The sequence below is a fragment of the Nocardia sp. NPDC049935 genome, from assembly GCF_055586645.1.
On sequence record NZ_JBVJHV010000004.1, the window covers coordinates 232,272 to 246,488 of the forward strand.

Annotated in this window: 14 protein-coding genes; 10 read left to right on the forward strand and 4 right to left on the reverse strand. The window is 68.3% G+C overall.

Annotation, left to right across the window (positions count from 1 at the left end):
• Nucleotides 1-1,467 (reverse strand): aminodeoxychorismate synthase component I, encoded by a 1,467-nt coding sequence (pabB, locus tag ACZ6SF_RS17805; protein ID WP_466063232.1) that lies wholly within the window; start codon nucleotides 1,465-1,467, stop codon nucleotides 1-3.
• Nucleotides 1,468-1,546: 79 nt separating this feature from the next.
• On the opposite strand from pabB, the gene ACZ6SF_RS17810 reads away from it, so the two are divergent.
• From ACZ6SF_RS17810 to ACZ6SF_RS17830, 5 genes are all read left to right on the forward strand, one after another.
• Nucleotides 1,547-2,611 (forward strand): phosphotransferase family protein, encoded by a 1,065-nt coding sequence (locus ACZ6SF_RS17810; protein ID WP_466063233.1) that lies wholly within the window; start codon nucleotides 1,547-1,549, stop codon nucleotides 2,609-2,611.
• Nucleotides 2,612-2,914: 303 nt separating this feature from the next.
• Entirely contained in the window at nucleotides 2,915-4,045 is a 1,131-nt protein-coding gene (locus tag ACZ6SF_RS17815; RefSeq protein WP_466063234.1) for an NDMA-dependent alcohol dehydrogenase, read from the forward strand.
• Between the two features lie 104 nt (nucleotides 4,046-4,149).
• The gene (locus ACZ6SF_RS17820; RefSeq protein WP_466063235.1) at nucleotides 4,150-4,977 is read left to right on the forward strand and encodes a serine hydrolase domain-containing protein; all 828 of its coding nucleotides are present in this window, start codon (nucleotides 4,150-4,152) and stop codon (nucleotides 4,975-4,977) included.
• A 99-nt stretch (nucleotides 4,978-5,076) separates the two neighbouring features.
• Nucleotides 5,077-5,610 carry a DUF3145 domain-containing protein gene (locus ACZ6SF_RS17825; protein WP_466063236.1) on the forward strand — a complete coding sequence of 178 codons (534 nt, stop codon included), beginning with the start codon at nucleotides 5,077-5,079 and terminating at the stop codon, nucleotides 5,608-5,610.
• Between the two features lie 182 nt (nucleotides 5,611-5,792).
• The gene (locus ACZ6SF_RS17830) at nucleotides 5,793-8,603 is read left to right on the forward strand and encodes a P-loop NTPase fold protein (protein ID WP_466063237.1); all 2,811 of its coding nucleotides are present in this window, start codon (nucleotides 5,793-5,795) and stop codon (nucleotides 8,601-8,603) included.
• A gap of 49 nt (nucleotides 8,604-8,652) precedes the next feature.
• Here the strand turns inward: ACZ6SF_RS17830 and ACZ6SF_RS17835 are convergent, their stop codons facing one another.
• Nucleotides 8,653-9,120 carry a hypothetical protein gene (locus ACZ6SF_RS17835; protein WP_466063238.1) on the reverse strand — a complete coding sequence of 156 codons (468 nt, stop codon included), beginning with the start codon at nucleotides 9,118-9,120 and terminating at the stop codon, nucleotides 8,653-8,655.
• A gap of 129 nt (nucleotides 9,121-9,249) precedes the next feature.
• Between ACZ6SF_RS17835 and ACZ6SF_RS17840 the strand changes: the two genes are divergently transcribed.
• On the forward strand, nucleotides 9,250-9,717 hold the full coding sequence (locus tag ACZ6SF_RS17840; RefSeq protein WP_466063239.1) for a nitroreductase/quinone reductase family protein: 468 nt from the start codon (nucleotides 9,250-9,252) through the stop codon (nucleotides 9,715-9,717).
• A gap of 99 nt (nucleotides 9,718-9,816) precedes the next feature.
• Entirely contained in the window at nucleotides 9,817-10,476 is a 660-nt protein-coding gene (locus tag ACZ6SF_RS17845; protein ID WP_466063240.1) for a GAP family protein, read from the forward strand.
• A 46-nt stretch (nucleotides 10,477-10,522) separates the two neighbouring features.
• On the opposite strand, the gene ACZ6SF_RS17850 is transcribed toward ACZ6SF_RS17845, so the two are convergent.
• Complete coding sequence (locus tag ACZ6SF_RS17850) at nucleotides 10,523-10,930, reverse strand: hypothetical protein (protein WP_466063241.1); 408 nt, start codon at nucleotides 10,928-10,930, stop codon at nucleotides 10,523-10,525.
• Nucleotides 10,931-11,264: 334 nt separating this feature from the next.
• Here ACZ6SF_RS17850 and ACZ6SF_RS17855 point away from each other — a divergent pair, with 334 nt between their 5' ends.
• The gene (locus ACZ6SF_RS17855; RefSeq protein ID WP_466063242.1) at nucleotides 11,265-12,365 is read left to right on the forward strand and encodes a GGDEF domain-containing protein; all 1,101 of its coding nucleotides are present in this window, start codon (nucleotides 11,265-11,267) and stop codon (nucleotides 12,363-12,365) included.
• A 39-nt stretch (nucleotides 12,366-12,404) separates the two neighbouring features.
• On the opposite strand, the gene ACZ6SF_RS17860 is transcribed toward ACZ6SF_RS17855, so the two are convergent.
• Nucleotides 12,405-13,268, reverse strand: coding sequence for a pentapeptide repeat-containing protein (locus ACZ6SF_RS17860; protein WP_466063243.1), 864 nt, complete (start codon nucleotides 13,266-13,268; stop codon nucleotides 12,405-12,407).
• A 433-nt stretch (nucleotides 13,269-13,701) separates the two neighbouring features.
• On the opposite strand from ACZ6SF_RS17860, the gene ACZ6SF_RS17865 reads away from it, so the two are divergent.
• Together ACZ6SF_RS17865 and ACZ6SF_RS17870 are read left to right on the forward strand one after the other, a co-directional pair.
• Entirely contained in the window at nucleotides 13,702-13,962 is a 261-nt protein-coding gene (locus ACZ6SF_RS17865; RefSeq protein ID WP_466063244.1) for an ASCH domain-containing protein, read from the forward strand.
• A gap of 99 nt (nucleotides 13,963-14,061) precedes the next feature.
• Nucleotides 14,062-14,214: a hypothetical protein gene (locus ACZ6SF_RS17870; RefSeq protein ID WP_466063245.1), complete on the forward strand. Its 153-nt coding sequence runs from the start codon at nucleotides 14,062-14,064 to the stop codon at nucleotides 14,212-14,214.
• Nucleotides 14,215-14,217: the final 3 nt, after the last annotated feature.

Genomic DNA, 14,217 nt, shown 5'->3' on the forward strand with positions numbered 1-14,217 from the left:
TCACCCCGCCGCCGGTAGGTCCGCCGTGGGCAGTGCCGGGCCGGGTGCCAGGGCCCGGAACACCGCGGCGGCCTTGAGCAGCATTTCGTCGTATTCGTCCTGGTCCACCGAATCCAGCACGATCGCGCCGCCCGCCCCGATCTGCCATTCGCCGCGGTAGCGCACCGCCGTGCGGATCACGATATTGAGATCGGCCGTCCCGCCCGGGCCCAGGAAACCGATCGTCCCCGAATACACACCGCGGGCCCGGGTTTCCAGTGCGTCGATGATCTCCATGGTGCGCAACTTGGGCGCGCCGGTCATGGAACCGCCCGGAAAACAGGCGCGCAGGCAGTCGACGACCCCGATATCGGCGCGCAGGACGCCGCGCACGGTCGAGACCAGCTGGTGCACCGTGGAATAGGTTTCGGTCGCCAGCAGCCGGTGCACCCGCACACTGCCGGTTTCGCAGACCCGGCCCAGATCGTTGCGGAGCAGGTCCACGATCATCACGTTCTCGGCGCGGGTCTTCGGATCCTCGGTGAGGCCGCGGCGCAACCGTTCGTCGATCTCGGGATCCGGGTCGCGGCGGGCGGTGCCCTTGATGGGTTTCGTCTCGACGGTGCGATGCCGATCGACCTTCAGGAACCGTTCGGGCGAGGAACAGGCGATCTCGAGATCGTCGAAGCGCAGGTAGGCGGAATAGGGCGCGGGGTTGGCGCGGCGCAGCGTGCGGTAGACGTCCAGTCCGCCGGTGGTGGCGGCGGCGGTGAGCTGGTCGGTCAGCGTGATCTCGTAGGACTCACCGGCCTGCAGCGCCCGCCGGCATTCCGCGATATCCCGCAGGTAGCGCGCGCGGCCGCGGGCCAGATGTTTCTCGAGCACGGCGCCGTCGAGCGGCACCGCGATCGGCGGCGGGTTGGTCCAGGTGGGCACCGCGTCGAGGATTTCCGCGGTGGCGCGCAGCCATGCGGTACCAGCGCCCGCGGCTTCGGCGCCCGGTCCGGTGAGAGCCAGCAGGTGGGTGCGGCCGGCCAGGTGGTCGACCACCACCAGCCGGTCGGCGAAGAGCCACTGCGCGTCGGGTGCGGCCGCCCGGTGCGCGGCCGCGCCGCCACAGTCGGCCTTCACCTCGTACCCCAGGTAGCCGACATAGCCCCCGGTGAAATCGAAGGGCAGGTCCGGGGTGGTCGGCAGGGACCTGGCCCGTAACTGCTCGTCCAGGTAGTCCAGGATCGTGCCGGACACTGTTCGCCGGCCGCCGGAGCCGGTCACGGTGACCTGCCCGCTGCCGACCCGGTACCGCACCACCTCCGCGAGCGGTCCCGCGGCGTCGCCGAGGAACGAGAAGCGGTCGAGACCCGGTTCGACGTGCTCGCTGTCCAGCCAGAACGCGGTGGGCGACGCGCCGTACAACCGGAGGAAGGCGGCCTCGGTGTCGACAGCGCGTTCGAGCAGCTGGTGCTGGAGCGTGAGAGAGAAGGACATCGTGGTCAGAACCCTACGCCCGGCCCGGGCGCCGAACTGTTGTCGGTTGCCCGCAGTTCGGAGCGGCGGGTGGGGCACAATGTCAGGCATGTCTGTTGCGCAGCCGGTAGGCGTGGATCGTGAGCACGTCGACTTCACCGTGGTCGGGAACTGGATGGATGAGCGGGGGCTCTCCGGTGGTGAGTTCCGGGATGTGAAGACCCTCGGTGGGGGCACCCAGAACATCATGCTGCGCTTCACCCGGGACGGGCGCGACTACGTCCTGCGCCGCGGCCCGGCGCATCTGCGCCCGAAGAGCAACGAGGTCATCCGGCGCGAGGCCCGCCTGCTGGGCGCGCTGGCGGGCACCGACGTCCGCGCGCCCCGGGTGATCGCCGCCGAACTCGACGAATCGGTCCTGGGCGCGGTGTTCTACCTGATGGAGCCGATCGACGGTTACAACCCGCAGACCGAACTCCCGGAGCGTTTCGCCGGCGACCCCGAGGCCCGGCGGCAGATGGGCCTGTCGGCGGTGGAGGCCATCGCCCGCCTCGGAGCCCTCGACTACCAGGCGCTGGGCCTGTCCGATTACGGCAAACCGGAGGGCTTCCTGGAGCGCCAGGTGGGCCGCTGGATGCACGAACTCGATTCGTATTCGTCCCACGAGGGCTATCCGGGACCGGAGATCCCCGGCCTGAACGATGTGGCCGACTGGCTCGAGCGCAACAGGCCCGCCGAGTGGACGCCCGGCATCCTGCACGGCGACTGTCATCTCGCCAACATCATGTTCTCCTATGAGCGGCCCGAGGTCGCGGCGCTGGTGGACTGGGAGATGTCGACCATCGGCGACCCGCTGCTGGACCTCGGCTGGCAGATCGCGACCCGGCCCGAACCCGGGACCTCCGGCGCGGCCCTCATCGGCAAACTGGGCGAGGCCGGCGGGCTGCCGTCGAGCGCGGAGATGATCGCGCACTACGGCAAGTTCTCCCAGCGCGACCTGAGCGCGGTCACCTGGTACACCGTGCTGGCCTGTTTCAAACTCGGCATCGTGCTCGAGGGCACCTACGCCCGCGCGTTCGCGGGGAAGGCGCCGAAGAAGGTCGGCGATTTCCTGCACGCCAATACGCTCGAACTGTTCGCGCGGGCGCGTGGACTCATGGAGTGAGAACAGGTTTCACTCTCGCGAGGTTGTCGCGGGGGTGCGCTCCGCGTCGGAGTGCGGCCGGCCGGGAGGTCCCGCGGTCGCCTTCGGGTGGGCCCGTCGGTGGGCATCGACGGTGGAAGCGGACGATTCGATAGTGATCTCGGCGGTGGCCGGCGACGGAGATTCCGACGCCGGCCACCGTGCTGTGGTCACTTGACCAGTTTCGCCGGACAACTTCCGACAATCAGTAGAACGTGTTCCAGTTCGTATCGTACTGTGGAGACTGTCACATGAAAGCCCGCGCATGCGAGAGGTCGGACACGAATGAAGACGAAGGGCGCGATCCTGTGGGGGATCGACGAGCCGTGGTCCGTGGAGGAAATCGAACTCGGCGACCCGCGCGCCGGTGAGGTGCAGATCCAGCTGGAAACCGCCGGAATGTGCCATTCGGACCATCACATGGTCACCGGTGCCACCCCGATGCCGTCGTTCCCGGCCATGGGCGGTCACGAAGGCGCGGGCGTCATCACCGAGCTCGGCCCGGGCACCCCGCCCGATCTGGCGGTCGGCGATCACGTGGTGCTGTCGTTCATCCCCGCCTGCGGCCGCTGTCCGGCCTGTGTATCGGGCAATATGGCGCTGTGCGACCTCGGGATGGGCCTGCTCTCGGGACAGTCCGTCAGCGACGGCAGCTACCGCATCCAGGCCCGCGGCAAGGACGTCATCCCGATGTGCCTGCTGGGGACCTTCTCGCCGTATATGACGGTGCACTACAGCTCGGTGGTCAAGATCGACCCCGAGGTCCCGTTCGAGGTCGCCTGCCTGGTCGGCTGCGGTGTGCCCACCGGTTTCGGCTCCTCCACCCATGTCGCCAACGTGATGCCCGGCGATACCGCGGCCATCGTCGGCATCGGCGGTGTCGGGATGAGTGCGCTGCAGGGCGCCGTGCTGGCCGGGGCGCAGAAGGTCGTCGCCATCGACCCGAACCCGTGGAAACTCGAACAGGCGAAGAAGTTCGGCGCCACCCACACCTACACCAGCATGACCGACGCGATCATGCCGCTGATGGAGGCCACCGAGGGGCGGATGGCCGACAAGGTCATCCTCACCATGGGTGAGATGGAGGGCGAGTACATCGAGGAGGGGCTGATTCTCACGGCGAAGGCCGGCACCCTGGTCGTCACCTCGATGGGCCGGATGGACGCCTTCGACGTGCGGATGAACACCTTCCTGCTCTCCATGCTGCAGAAGACGGTGAAGGGCTGCATCTTCGGCGGCGGCAATGCCCGGCAGGACATCCCGCGGCTGCTCTCGCTGTACAAGGCCGGCCAGCTGAATCTCGACGATATGGTCACCCGCAGCTACTCCCTGGAGGACGTGAACCAGGGGTACAAGGACATGCTGGACGGCAAGAACATCCGCGGCATCATCAAGTACACCGACGCGGATCGCTGATCCGCCGTCTCCCGGCCGGGCGGTCCGTCCCGGCCCGGGAGGCCCTGGCGGCCCGTGATTCGGGCGGCTGCCGGACGGCCCGCCCGGTCTCGTAATGTCGAGGTGTGCGCGCACTCGAGCAGATCAAGCAATGGCCGGTCCGGCACGCCGCGGCCGGCGTCGTCACCCGGGACGGCCGGGAATCGGCCGGTGATCCCGACCGCGTCTTCCGCCTCGCCTCGGTGACCAAACCCCTTGCCGCCTACGCGGTGCTGGTGGCCGTGGAGGAGGGCGCGATCGAACTCGACCAGCCCGCCGGCCCACCCGGATCGACGGTCCGGCATCTGCTGGCGCACACCTCCGGCGTCGCCTTCGATACCACCGATATCCTCGCCGAACCCGGCGCCCGCCGGATCTACTCCAGTGCCGGCTTCGAGATCCTGGCCGATTTCGTCGCCGCGAACACCGGTATCGCCTTCCCGCGGTACCTGCGTGAGGCCGTATTCGAACCGCTCGGCATGACCGGGTCCGAACTCACCGGTTCGGCCGGTCACGGCGCGCATTCCACCCTGGCGGACCTGCTGTCCTTCGCCTCCGAACTGCTCGCGCCCCGACTGATCTCGCCACAGACCCATGCCGAGGCGGTCGCCGTCCAGTTCCCCGGCGTCGGCGGCGTACTGCCCGGATTCGGTTCGCAACGGCCCAACGACTGGGGCCTGGGTTTCGAGATCCGCGACGGCAAATCACCGCACTGGACCGGAACGGCCAACTCGCCACGGACATACGGTCATTTCGGGCAATCGGGCACCTTCCTGTGGGTGGATCCGGCACTCGATCTGGCCTGTGTCGCGTTGAGCGACGAGAATTTCGGCGACTGGTCGCGCGAAGTATGGCCCCCGTTCAGCGATTCGGTGATCGGGGAAGCGAAGCTCGCGCGCAACACGGGGCGATAAGTAACACGTGCAACACCGGGCACTCGAGTACACTCGGGCAACGCCTTTTCGACGGACCGTTGGGGAAGACGAGCATCGTCGAAACCGGAGGTGTACGTGGTGCGCGCATCGAGTCGATACGGGGAGGCGACGGCGGGTGTGGTCTATATCCACTCGTCGCCCACCGCGCTGTGCCCGCATATCGAATGGGCTCTCGCGGCCGCCCTCGGCGCACCCGCCAGCCTGCGCTGGACCGCCCAGCCCGCCGCCCCCGGTCAGCTCAGAGCCACCACCGACTGGGTCGGCCCGGTCGGCACCGCCTCGCGTCTCGCGCAATCACTGCGCTCGTGGCCGGTCCTGCGCTTCGAGGTCACCGAGGACCCCAGTGAGGGGGTGGACGGCGAACGCTACAGTTTCGTCCCGTCCCTCGGCCTCTGGCACGGCTCCACCAGCGCCAACGGCGATGTGATGGTCGGCGAGATGCGTCTGCGCGCCATGCTGCGCGCCGACGCCGAACTCGGCCGCCACGCCGCCTACGATCTGCCCGCCGAAATCGATCGCGCCCTCGGCACCGCCTGGGACGAGGACCTCGAGGTCTACCGCACCGGCAGCGAGGGCGCGGAGATCACCTGGCTGCGCCGCGACGTCAGCTGACGCGGGGGCCTGCAGCCGGGCTATCGGCCTACCGCTGTCCCGGCCCGCTGCGCCGGCGTCGCTCGGCCCGATCCGAGACGATGCATATGCGGCCGAGTGCTGCGAGATAGGCTGTGCGCTATTCGCTCTCATGATCGCTGATCAGCGGCTGGGCGGGTACAGACGCGTAGGGGGAGCTCGCAATGACCACATCCGCGGATGCGGTGATCACAGACCTCGGCACAGTAGGCACAACGAGGTTCACGGTGGCGTTGACCGAGCGGCCCTGGGAGCTGGATATCGATACGATCGCCGTATCGGTCGGCAGCCAGCTCGGGTCACTCGGGTACATCCTGCGCGATCAGTATCCGGATGCGGCATGGAACCTGATCACCTACGAATTGATCGACGCCGACCATCCCAGGTTCTTCGCGCTCTCCCCGACGCGGCCGGAGCGGGCTCTGTTGGTCAACCCCCGCCGGCTCGGTGGCGATAGCCACGTACCCGATTCCTTGCAATCTGCCGTCCGGCAAGCGATCCGGGTCGCCGCCGAAGGCGCGACGCGGTCGCTGGGGCTGCCCCTGCTCACCACCGGTATTCTGGGCCAATCCAGCTCTGATGTCGTGCCGGTCATCGTGGGAGCCGCGCTCGAGTACGCAGTCGACGAAACACCGGACCAGCTGGAGTCCCTCGTATTCTTCTGTCGCAGGGCGGACGAAGCGGAGGCCATCACCGCTGAGTTCGCCCGCGTGCGACCACCCGCGGTCAGTGAACTGGCGGGTGGGCTGTCCAGCGATCTGGTCGATCCGAATATCGGGATCCCGCTCGGTCGTGACCAGCTCGGTGTCGCACCCTACGTTTCCATGCTGGCCACGGTTATCGCCGATCGGCAGACACCGCTGCCGCTGTCGGTGGGCGTATTCGGCGCGTGGGGCTCCGGCAAAAGCTACTTCATGGCCATGTTGCGTGACCGGATCGGCGAACTCGCCGGTTCCGAGGCGCGCTACTGCTCCGAAATCGTGCAGATCGGTTTCAACGCCTGGCATTACACCGACAGCAACCTGTGGGCCAGCCTCGGCGATGAGATCTTCCGCCAGCTCGCCGGGCCCGATCCGAGTGGGCGTGAGCGGGCGGAGCTGATCCGGCGGGAACTGGCCCGGCGCGTCGACGAACGCAGACAACTCGAGATCGCCACGGCCGAGGCCGGTGAAGTGGCCGCCGAGCTTCGTGCCGCTGTCGAACGCGCGACGGCAGCCCGGCAGAACTCGGTGGGCGATCTACTGACCGCGCTCCGGAATTCCGATATTTTCCGTGATCGGGTCGAGGAGCTGTGGCGCCACTTGGGGGTAACAGATCAGGTCGCCCAGGCCCGGTTGCTGTCGGATGAGATGCACGGCACCCTGACCGAGGCCGAAGCCCTGCGGCGGGCCCCGGCCGACCGCCGGGGCCGGCTCGCGCTCGCGGGGGCGGCGGCGGTGCTGCTCACCTGTCTGCTGCTCGTTGTCGTCGCTCCGGCGGTGCGCCAATGGCTGACCGGGTTGGCGGGACTCTTCGGCGTGCTGGCCGGAACCGGAATCGCCCTGCTGGTCCGGGCGCGTACCGGGTTGCGCACGCTTCATGATTTCGCCCAGGACCTGCACGCCGGCATGCGTGATGCCGCGGACTCGGCAGTGGCCGAACAGATGTCGGACACCCTCGACCGGCTCCGCGCCGCCGAGGCGGAACAGAGCGTGGCGCAGGCACAACTGGACGAGGTCGTGGTCCATATCGGTGAACTCGGCAGGCAGCTGGCCCAGCTCGGGCCGGGGCGGCGGTTGCACAGTTTCATCGCCGGTCGCGCCGGCAGCGAGGACTACGCGGGCAACCTCGGTCTCATCTCGACGGTCCGCAAGGATTTCGAACAGCTGGTCGCGCTGATGGCGGAGTGGCGGGACAGCGAGCAGGAGTGGGATCGGTCGCGCCGCCCGGTGGACCGGATCGTGCTCTACATCGATGATCTCGACCGGTGCCCGCCCGCCCAGGTGGTCGAAGTCCTGCAGGCGGTCCATCTGCTCCTGGCATTCGAGTTGTTCGTGGTGGTCGTGGGAGTGGATCCCCGGTGGCTGCTGCGCTCGCTGCGGACCGGCTATGCCGACCTGTTGTTCTCCGTCGAGAACGGCGAACCGGACGAGTTGCGGAGCAGACCCGAGGACTATCTGGAGAAGATTCTCAATATTCCCCTCGTTCTGCCTGCCGTGTCGGGACCCGGTCTGGAGAGTCTTTTCCGCTCGCTCATCAGGCCCGACGCTCTCCCGCCCGCCGCCGGCGAGCCGGCTGCCGAAACCGCTCGCCCCGCGACCGGTGGCCCCGCAGCGCCGGAAACCGGTGCACCGGAGGGTTCCGCCGGTACCGTTATCGGGGGCACGATCCAGTCGGCTCGGATCGAATCGATCGTCGCCGAACCCGGGTCCGAACTCGACGCCCAGCAGCGTGCCGGGGTCACGGCGGCACCGCGCCCGCTGATCGAAGCGGAGATCACGATCCTCGCGGCGCTGGACGAACTGATCGGCGCGCCCCGCGAAGCGAAACGTATTCTCAACCTCTACCGGATGGTGCGATCGACCCGGGACCTGTCGGATGCTTCCCGCTTTCTGGGGCTGGACGGCGGGCCGGGCGAGTACGAGGCGGTAATCGTCCTCTTGGGCCTGCTGACAGCCGGATCCCGCGTACTCGGCGCCGTCCTGGACCGGATCCCCGAGCCATCGGAAGATATCGCCGGTGGCCTGGCCCACCGGATGCCCGATATCCCACTGGACCGCTTCGTCGCGGACCTCGAGCCGTACGGGGTCGGGGATCACTGGGCCAACCGGGTCGTGGGCCGCATACCGGAGGGCGAACTCGCGCAATGGCGCCGGTTGCATCGCGGGCTCGTGCGGGTCAGCGGGGCCACCGGGTTGACCGATCTGAGCGAGTTGCTGCTGTGGCTGCCCCGGGTGCGGTGGTTCTCCTACGTGCTGCCGACGGCGGACCGATAACCGCCGCGCCGGCAGTGCGGGCACGGAATCGCCTGGATATGCCGCGCAGTCAGCTCATCGGCCCCGCGGTCCATCCGCTCGCCGCCAGCACCCGCGCCAGCTCCCGCCAGCGGCGGTGCCGGTACCGGAAGATCAGGTGGACGAACAGCCGGATACCCGCGCCCCGCCAGCCGTCCTCGACCTCGACCTCATCGGTGTAGCGGCAGCGGGTTTCGCCGAGCGGGGTGAAGGTCAGCCGATGGTTCCAGACCCGCACCGGCCCGCCGCGCTCGTTGGTGTAGATCTCGGTGTCGTCGAGATGGACCAGCGTCAGCCGGTGGGTCCAGGTGGGCAGGATGCCGAACCACCACAGGCGCGCCGATCCGGATGTGCCCGGCGCGAGGGTGTCCGGGAACTCGAGCCCCGGAACCCGCAGCACCGGGGAGACGACGAATTCGAAGAGTTCCGGGCGCCGGGCCAGCAGGCACGCGTCCCGGGCGGGAAGGGGAAGTTCGGTCGACAGCGTGACCTTGCTCATCGACCGATCATGGCCGACCGGACGACGCCGGGCAACAGCGTCGTGTCCGCCCGTGGATGCCGAATCGATGGGAAAATCACGGCACAAGCCTCGGGCAAGCACAGACCCGGGTCCGGCGGAAGGCATACCGTGCCCAGCGAATCCGACCGCACCGCGAGAATCCCCCCACGCTGGTTCGTCGTCTCGGCGTGGCATATCCACCGCGCGCTGTATCGAGTGACGTTCGGGCGGATCGGGTTGTGGGCTCCGAAGGACGCCACCCACTGGGGGACCATGCGGCTCACCACCACCGGGCGCCGATCCGGTCGTGAGCGCAGCGTCCTGCTCGGCTACTTCGAGGACGGTCCGAACCTCGTCACCCTGGCGATGAACGGCTGGTCCGACGGCGAACCGGCGTGGTGGCTCAATCTCCGGGAACATCCCGAGGCGAACGTCGAACTCAAGGACGGGGCACGCGCGGTGCGCGGGCGGATCGCCGAGGGCGCGGAGCGGGCCCGGCTGTGGGACCGGTGGGGGGAGCGGATGGACGATCTGGACGCCCACGCCGCGCTCCGCTCTACCGAGACCGCTGTCGTCGTCCTGGAGCCGCGCCCCTGAACGCCCCGGCAGGCATAGCGGTCACGATGGGACAACGACACAGATTCGCGACCGCGCTGCCGGGCCGGGTCGCGGACGCTCTGCTCTACCTTCCTGAGCATGGGCAGTGTCCTGGGCGATCTGTTACCCCTCGCGGTCGGCGTGGCCATCTCGCCGATCCCGATCGTGGCGGCGATCCTGATGATCCTGTCGGCGCGGGCACGCGGTGCCGGTCTGGGGTTCGCGGGTGGCTGGGTGGTAGGGATCGCGCTGGCGACGGCGGTCGTCACCCTGCTGGCCGGACCGCTGGGCGGTTCGCCCTACCGGGAACCGTCCACGGCCGGGTCCTGGGTGAAAATCGTGCTCGGGCTGCTGCTGCTGGCCCTGGCCGCGGTGCAGTGGTGGCACCGTGAGGACACCGAGGTTCCGGCGTGGATGCGCGCCGTCGACGAACTCACCGTCGAGCGGGCCGCCGGATTGGGCGTACTGCTGTCGGCGGTGAACCCGAAGAACCTGCTGCTCTGCCTGTCCGCGGGTGTGGTGATCGGGTCCAGCGGCACCGGCGGGGGCGGGCAGGTGGTGGCCATCGTGGTGTTCACGCTGCTCTCGGCCGCCAGCGTGCTCGCGGTGATCATCGGCTACATCGTGGCCGCCGAACAATTGCGGGCCCCGCTGGGCCGGCTGCGCGACTGGTTGCAGGACAACAACCACATCGTGCTGGCGATCGTCCTGCTACTGATGGGGGTCGTGGTTCTGGGCAAGGGCATCGGCGGACTCTGAGGTCCCTCGCCGGCGGAAATCTTGTGCCTGCCGGCCCGCGGCCGGTTCAGCCGAGAATATCCTCGACGGACTCGGCTGTGGTGGCCAGGTCGAGCCAATGCCGGAGAACGTCGAGGTCAGTGCACGACCGGATCCGGGCTCGCTGTGATTCACTGACGGGAATGCTGCGACGGTCGAGCACTCGTATGATGCTGCCCGCTGCTTCGTCGGCGCGGCCTTCGGCGCGGCCTTGATCCCGGCCTTCGTCGCGTATGCGTTCGGTGGTGACCGTGCGGATCATCGACGAGGTCAGCGTCATGAGGTGCCTCCAGGTTTCTCCGGCGGGGCTGGTCCCGAGGCCGGCTTCGGTGAGCAGCGCGAACACTTCCGCGTCGCTTTCGTCGATGGTGCATTGCCTCGTGCCGGGCTCCGACCATGCGGTCAACCTGGAGACGTCGCGGGCGTTCGGCCGCATCCCGCGCGGCGTGTGCGACCGGGTCGGCGTGTCGTGACGCTGTTGGAGGCGAGGGACCGTGCAGGCGAGTCGAACTGCAGATGCGTCGTGACGGCGTCGTAGTCGCGTGCCGGGCAGCGGTGGTTCCGTCGCGACCTTGCCGGAGTCCGCGCAGGTCGGCCCCTGATTTGGAACAGTGTTACTCCACACGGCGTGGTGAACTGGAACACATAGTCGCTCGCCGGATATGAATCCGTTCGGCCTAGACTGCTCGGACGAGCTGGTGAGATTTCCTGGAGTTCTCGCACTCGGTACGAACGACGGTGGGTAACGCGGTCGGGACCAAGGGTGAGTCATGAATGACGGCAAGACGCTGCGGGCCTGGTGGAACGACCCGGTCGACTACGACTGGCTGGTGCGCACCCTGGCGGCCCGGTCGGCGCTGGGACCGCTCAGGTTGCTGATCGGTGTCGCGGGCGCGGCCATCGCGGTGATGGGCGCGGTGATCGCGGGCACGCCGGTGGGGCCCGTCGGGAGTCCCGATATCGCGTCCACCGTCGGGGTACTGTCCGGAACGCTGTGGGCCTTGCGCTGGTGGGTACTGCCCTGGCCGAGCCGGACCGAATCACTGGTGCTCATCGCCTGCGCCGATGTGCTCTTCACGATCGAGTTCCTCCAGTTGCCCGACCGGTTGTTCGGGGCGATGGGCACATTGCTGCTCGTGGTCACCGGCAGCTACCTGGGCTTCTTCCACAGCGCGCGGGCATTGGCCGCGCATACGGTGTGGTCGCTGCTGTCGGTGATCGTGTTCTCGGTGCGGATCGAAACCGGCGGTGGTGATGTGCGGCTGGCCGTCGCGGTCGCGCTGCTGCTGTTCGTCTCGGTGGTCAGCGCGCTGCCCGCACTGCAACTCCTCTACTGGATGCTGCGCACCGAATCACTGTCGGACCCGCTGACCGAACTGCTGAACCGCCGGGGCCTGGAGATCCGGCTGCGGCCGCTGGTGGAGCGTTATCCCGCGGTCTGTGTGATGACCTTCGACCTCGACCGGTTCAAGGACGTCAACGACACCTGGGGCCACCCCGTCGGCGATACCGTCCTGGTGCGCACCGCGCGCTGTCTGTACGACGCCGCCGGCGAGTCGGCCGTGGTGGCCCGGACGGGCGGGGAGGAGTTCGTGGTGGCCGCCCCGATAGCCGCCACGGCAGCCCGCGCGGAGGCCGAGCGGTTGCGGCGCGCGGTGGCCGATACGCCCGAGACGGCGGTGGAGGTCACGGCCAGTGTCGGAGTGGCGGTTTTCGACGCCACCCTCTGTCCCCGATGTCCCCGCCCGGATCCGAGCCGCCTGCTGCAGTCCGCCGACGCCGCCATGTACCGGGCCAAACAGTCGGGCGGGAATCTGGTGGTGGTCGACGAACTCACCCCACCGGAGGACCACCGCCACCCGGTCACCTGATAACGCGCCGCGGCAATTCTGCGCACCGGGCACCTGACCTCACGCGGAAGGCGGCGGGACGAACCCGTCCGGCCACCGCGTGCTGTCGTCATAGACGATTCCGGTGAAGTTCACGTCGATCAGGCCGGCTCCGGTGAAGTTCACGCCGGTCAGGTCTGTTCCGGTGAAGTCCGCGCCGGTGAGGCCGGCTCCGGTGAAGTTCGCGCCGGTCACGTACGCCCGGGTGAAGTTCGCGCCGGTCAGGCGCGCCCGGGTCAGGTCGGCATCGACCAGATACGCCCGGGAGAGGTCGGCATCGATCAGGGACGCCTGGGTGAGGTTCGCACGATAGAGGTTCGTGTCGGCGAAGATCGCACCGCTCAATTGCGCTTCGGTGAGGTTCACGCGGGCCATGCCGGTTTCGGTCAGGTTCACATCGACCAGAAACGTGTAACTCAGATCTGTGCCGTTGAGGTACGCCTGGGAGAGATCCGCGCCGGTCAGGTGCGCCCCGGTCAGATTCACGTCGATCAGGACGATATCGGCGAGACAGGCGCCCTCGAGATACTCGTGGGTCGATCCCGGTAGGCCGTCGTATTTCACGATGACGTCCATCGCGGCCTGGATATCGACCGGTGCTTCCCGTTCGGGAACCTCACACGGCCTGTCTGTGGTTTCGGTCCGCACGAATGCCTCCAGCAATCGCCGGACGGTGGGCTGGTCGGCGACCGAATCCTGGGCGAGGCGTTCGAGCAGGTACACCCCGCTCAGGCGGAGACTTTCCTTATCGGATTCCAACTGCTCCGTCGCCGACCTGAGTAGCTCCGATTGCGCGGTCCGGCGCGCCAGGCCGAGCTCGTCGTTGGATGCGCTCAGCGTGCTGTTGGAGAAGTAGAGAGCCCCGACCGCGGCGAACGCCGCCATCACTGTGCCGGCAGCGCTCGCTATCGTGGCCGCCTTGGTCCACCTCGCTGTCGCACGAGTGGCAGGCGCCGCCGACGGGCCGGCGGGCGGTGCCGGCGCTGCGCCCGGAGTCGTCGGTGTGTCCCGCTCCTCCTGCCCGTCTCGCCGATCTCGCGAAACCGGGGGGTCGACCGGAGCGAGTGCGTCGTGATCCGGCGGATCCGGTGCCTTCGGTGTCCTCAGGGAGCGACTTCGACCCGCCACCACCGGTCCGGGCCGACGGCCCGAAGACGGACTCTCCCTCGCCATGCTGCTGCCCCCTCGAATCGGCTGTGTGACAGGATATATCGACCTTCGCCGGACGCTGATCCGAAAAGCAGAGGGAAGGGACGTCCCGGCCACGGTCCCGTCGGCTGCGCCCCGTGGGGGGTTTGGGCACGCCCGTCTAAAGGTGATGGGTCGCCGCCGCGGCGAGCCCTTGGTCCGCATAGGCGATATCGAGGTCGTCTCGACCCGCCGCGAATCCCTCGCCGATATCACCTCGGCCGAGGTGACCGCGGAAGGCTTTCCGCAGATGAGCACCGCCGAGTTCGTCGAGTTCTTCTGCGCCACCCACAAGGGATGCCGACCTGACACCGAGGTCACCCGTATCCAATGGCGCTACCTCGACGACGCCACCCAGCTTCAGCTCGACACCCCGGAGACCGGCCGATGATCACCCTGACCGATCTGTTCTGCGGTGCCGGCGGATCCAGCACCGGCGCCCCACGAGGCTGCGATCAGCCGATATCCGAATCAATCCAGATTCCATTTCATGGTGCCAAACCCCGCCGGTGGACTTCGGTTGCAGTCCGCCGATGCCGCCATGTACCGGTCCAAGGAGTCGGGCGGGAATCTGGTGGTGGTCGACGACCTCACCCCACCGCAGGACCACCGCCACCCGAATCCCCGAGTGATCAGGTCCTGACCT

Coding starts and splice junctions, on each gene's coding strand:
- ACZ6SF_RS17815 (WP_466063234.1), top strand. CDS start 2,915: ATGAAGACGAAGGGCGCGATCCTGTGGGGGATCGACGAGCCGTGGTCC.
- ACZ6SF_RS17845 (WP_466063240.1), top strand. CDS start 9,817: ATGGGCAGTGTCCTGGGCGATCTGTTACCCCTCGCGGTCGGCGTGGCC.
- ACZ6SF_RS17810 (WP_466063233.1), top strand. CDS start 1,547: ATGTCAGGCATGTCTGTTGCGCAGCCGGTAGGCGTGGATCGTGAGCAC.
- ACZ6SF_RS17830 (WP_466063237.1), top strand. CDS start 5,793: ATGACCACATCCGCGGATGCGGTGATCACAGACCTCGGCACAGTAGGC.
- ACZ6SF_RS17850 (WP_466063241.1), bottom strand. CDS start 10,930: ATGCGGCCGAACGCCCGCGACGTCTCCAGGTTGACCGCATGGTCGGAG.
- ACZ6SF_RS17855 (WP_466063242.1), top strand. CDS start 11,265: ATGAATGACGGCAAGACGCTGCGGGCCTGGTGGAACGACCCGGTCGAC.
- ACZ6SF_RS17865 (WP_466063244.1), top strand. CDS start 13,702: ATGGGTCGCCGCCGCGGCGAGCCCTTGGTCCGCATAGGCGATATCGAG.
- ACZ6SF_RS17870 (WP_466063245.1), top strand. CDS start 14,062: ATGGTGCCAAACCCCGCCGGTGGACTTCGGTTGCAGTCCGCCGATGCC.
- ACZ6SF_RS17835 (WP_466063238.1), bottom strand. CDS start 9,120: ATGAGCAAGGTCACGCTGTCGACCGAACTTCCCCTTCCCGCCCGGGAC.
- ACZ6SF_RS17860 (WP_466063243.1), bottom strand. CDS start 13,268: ATGGCGGCGTTCGCCGCGGTCGGGGCTCTCTACTTCTCCAACAGCACG.
- pabB (WP_466063232.1), bottom strand. CDS start 1,467: ATGTCCTTCTCTCTCACGCTCCAGCACCAGCTGCTCGAACGCGCTGTC.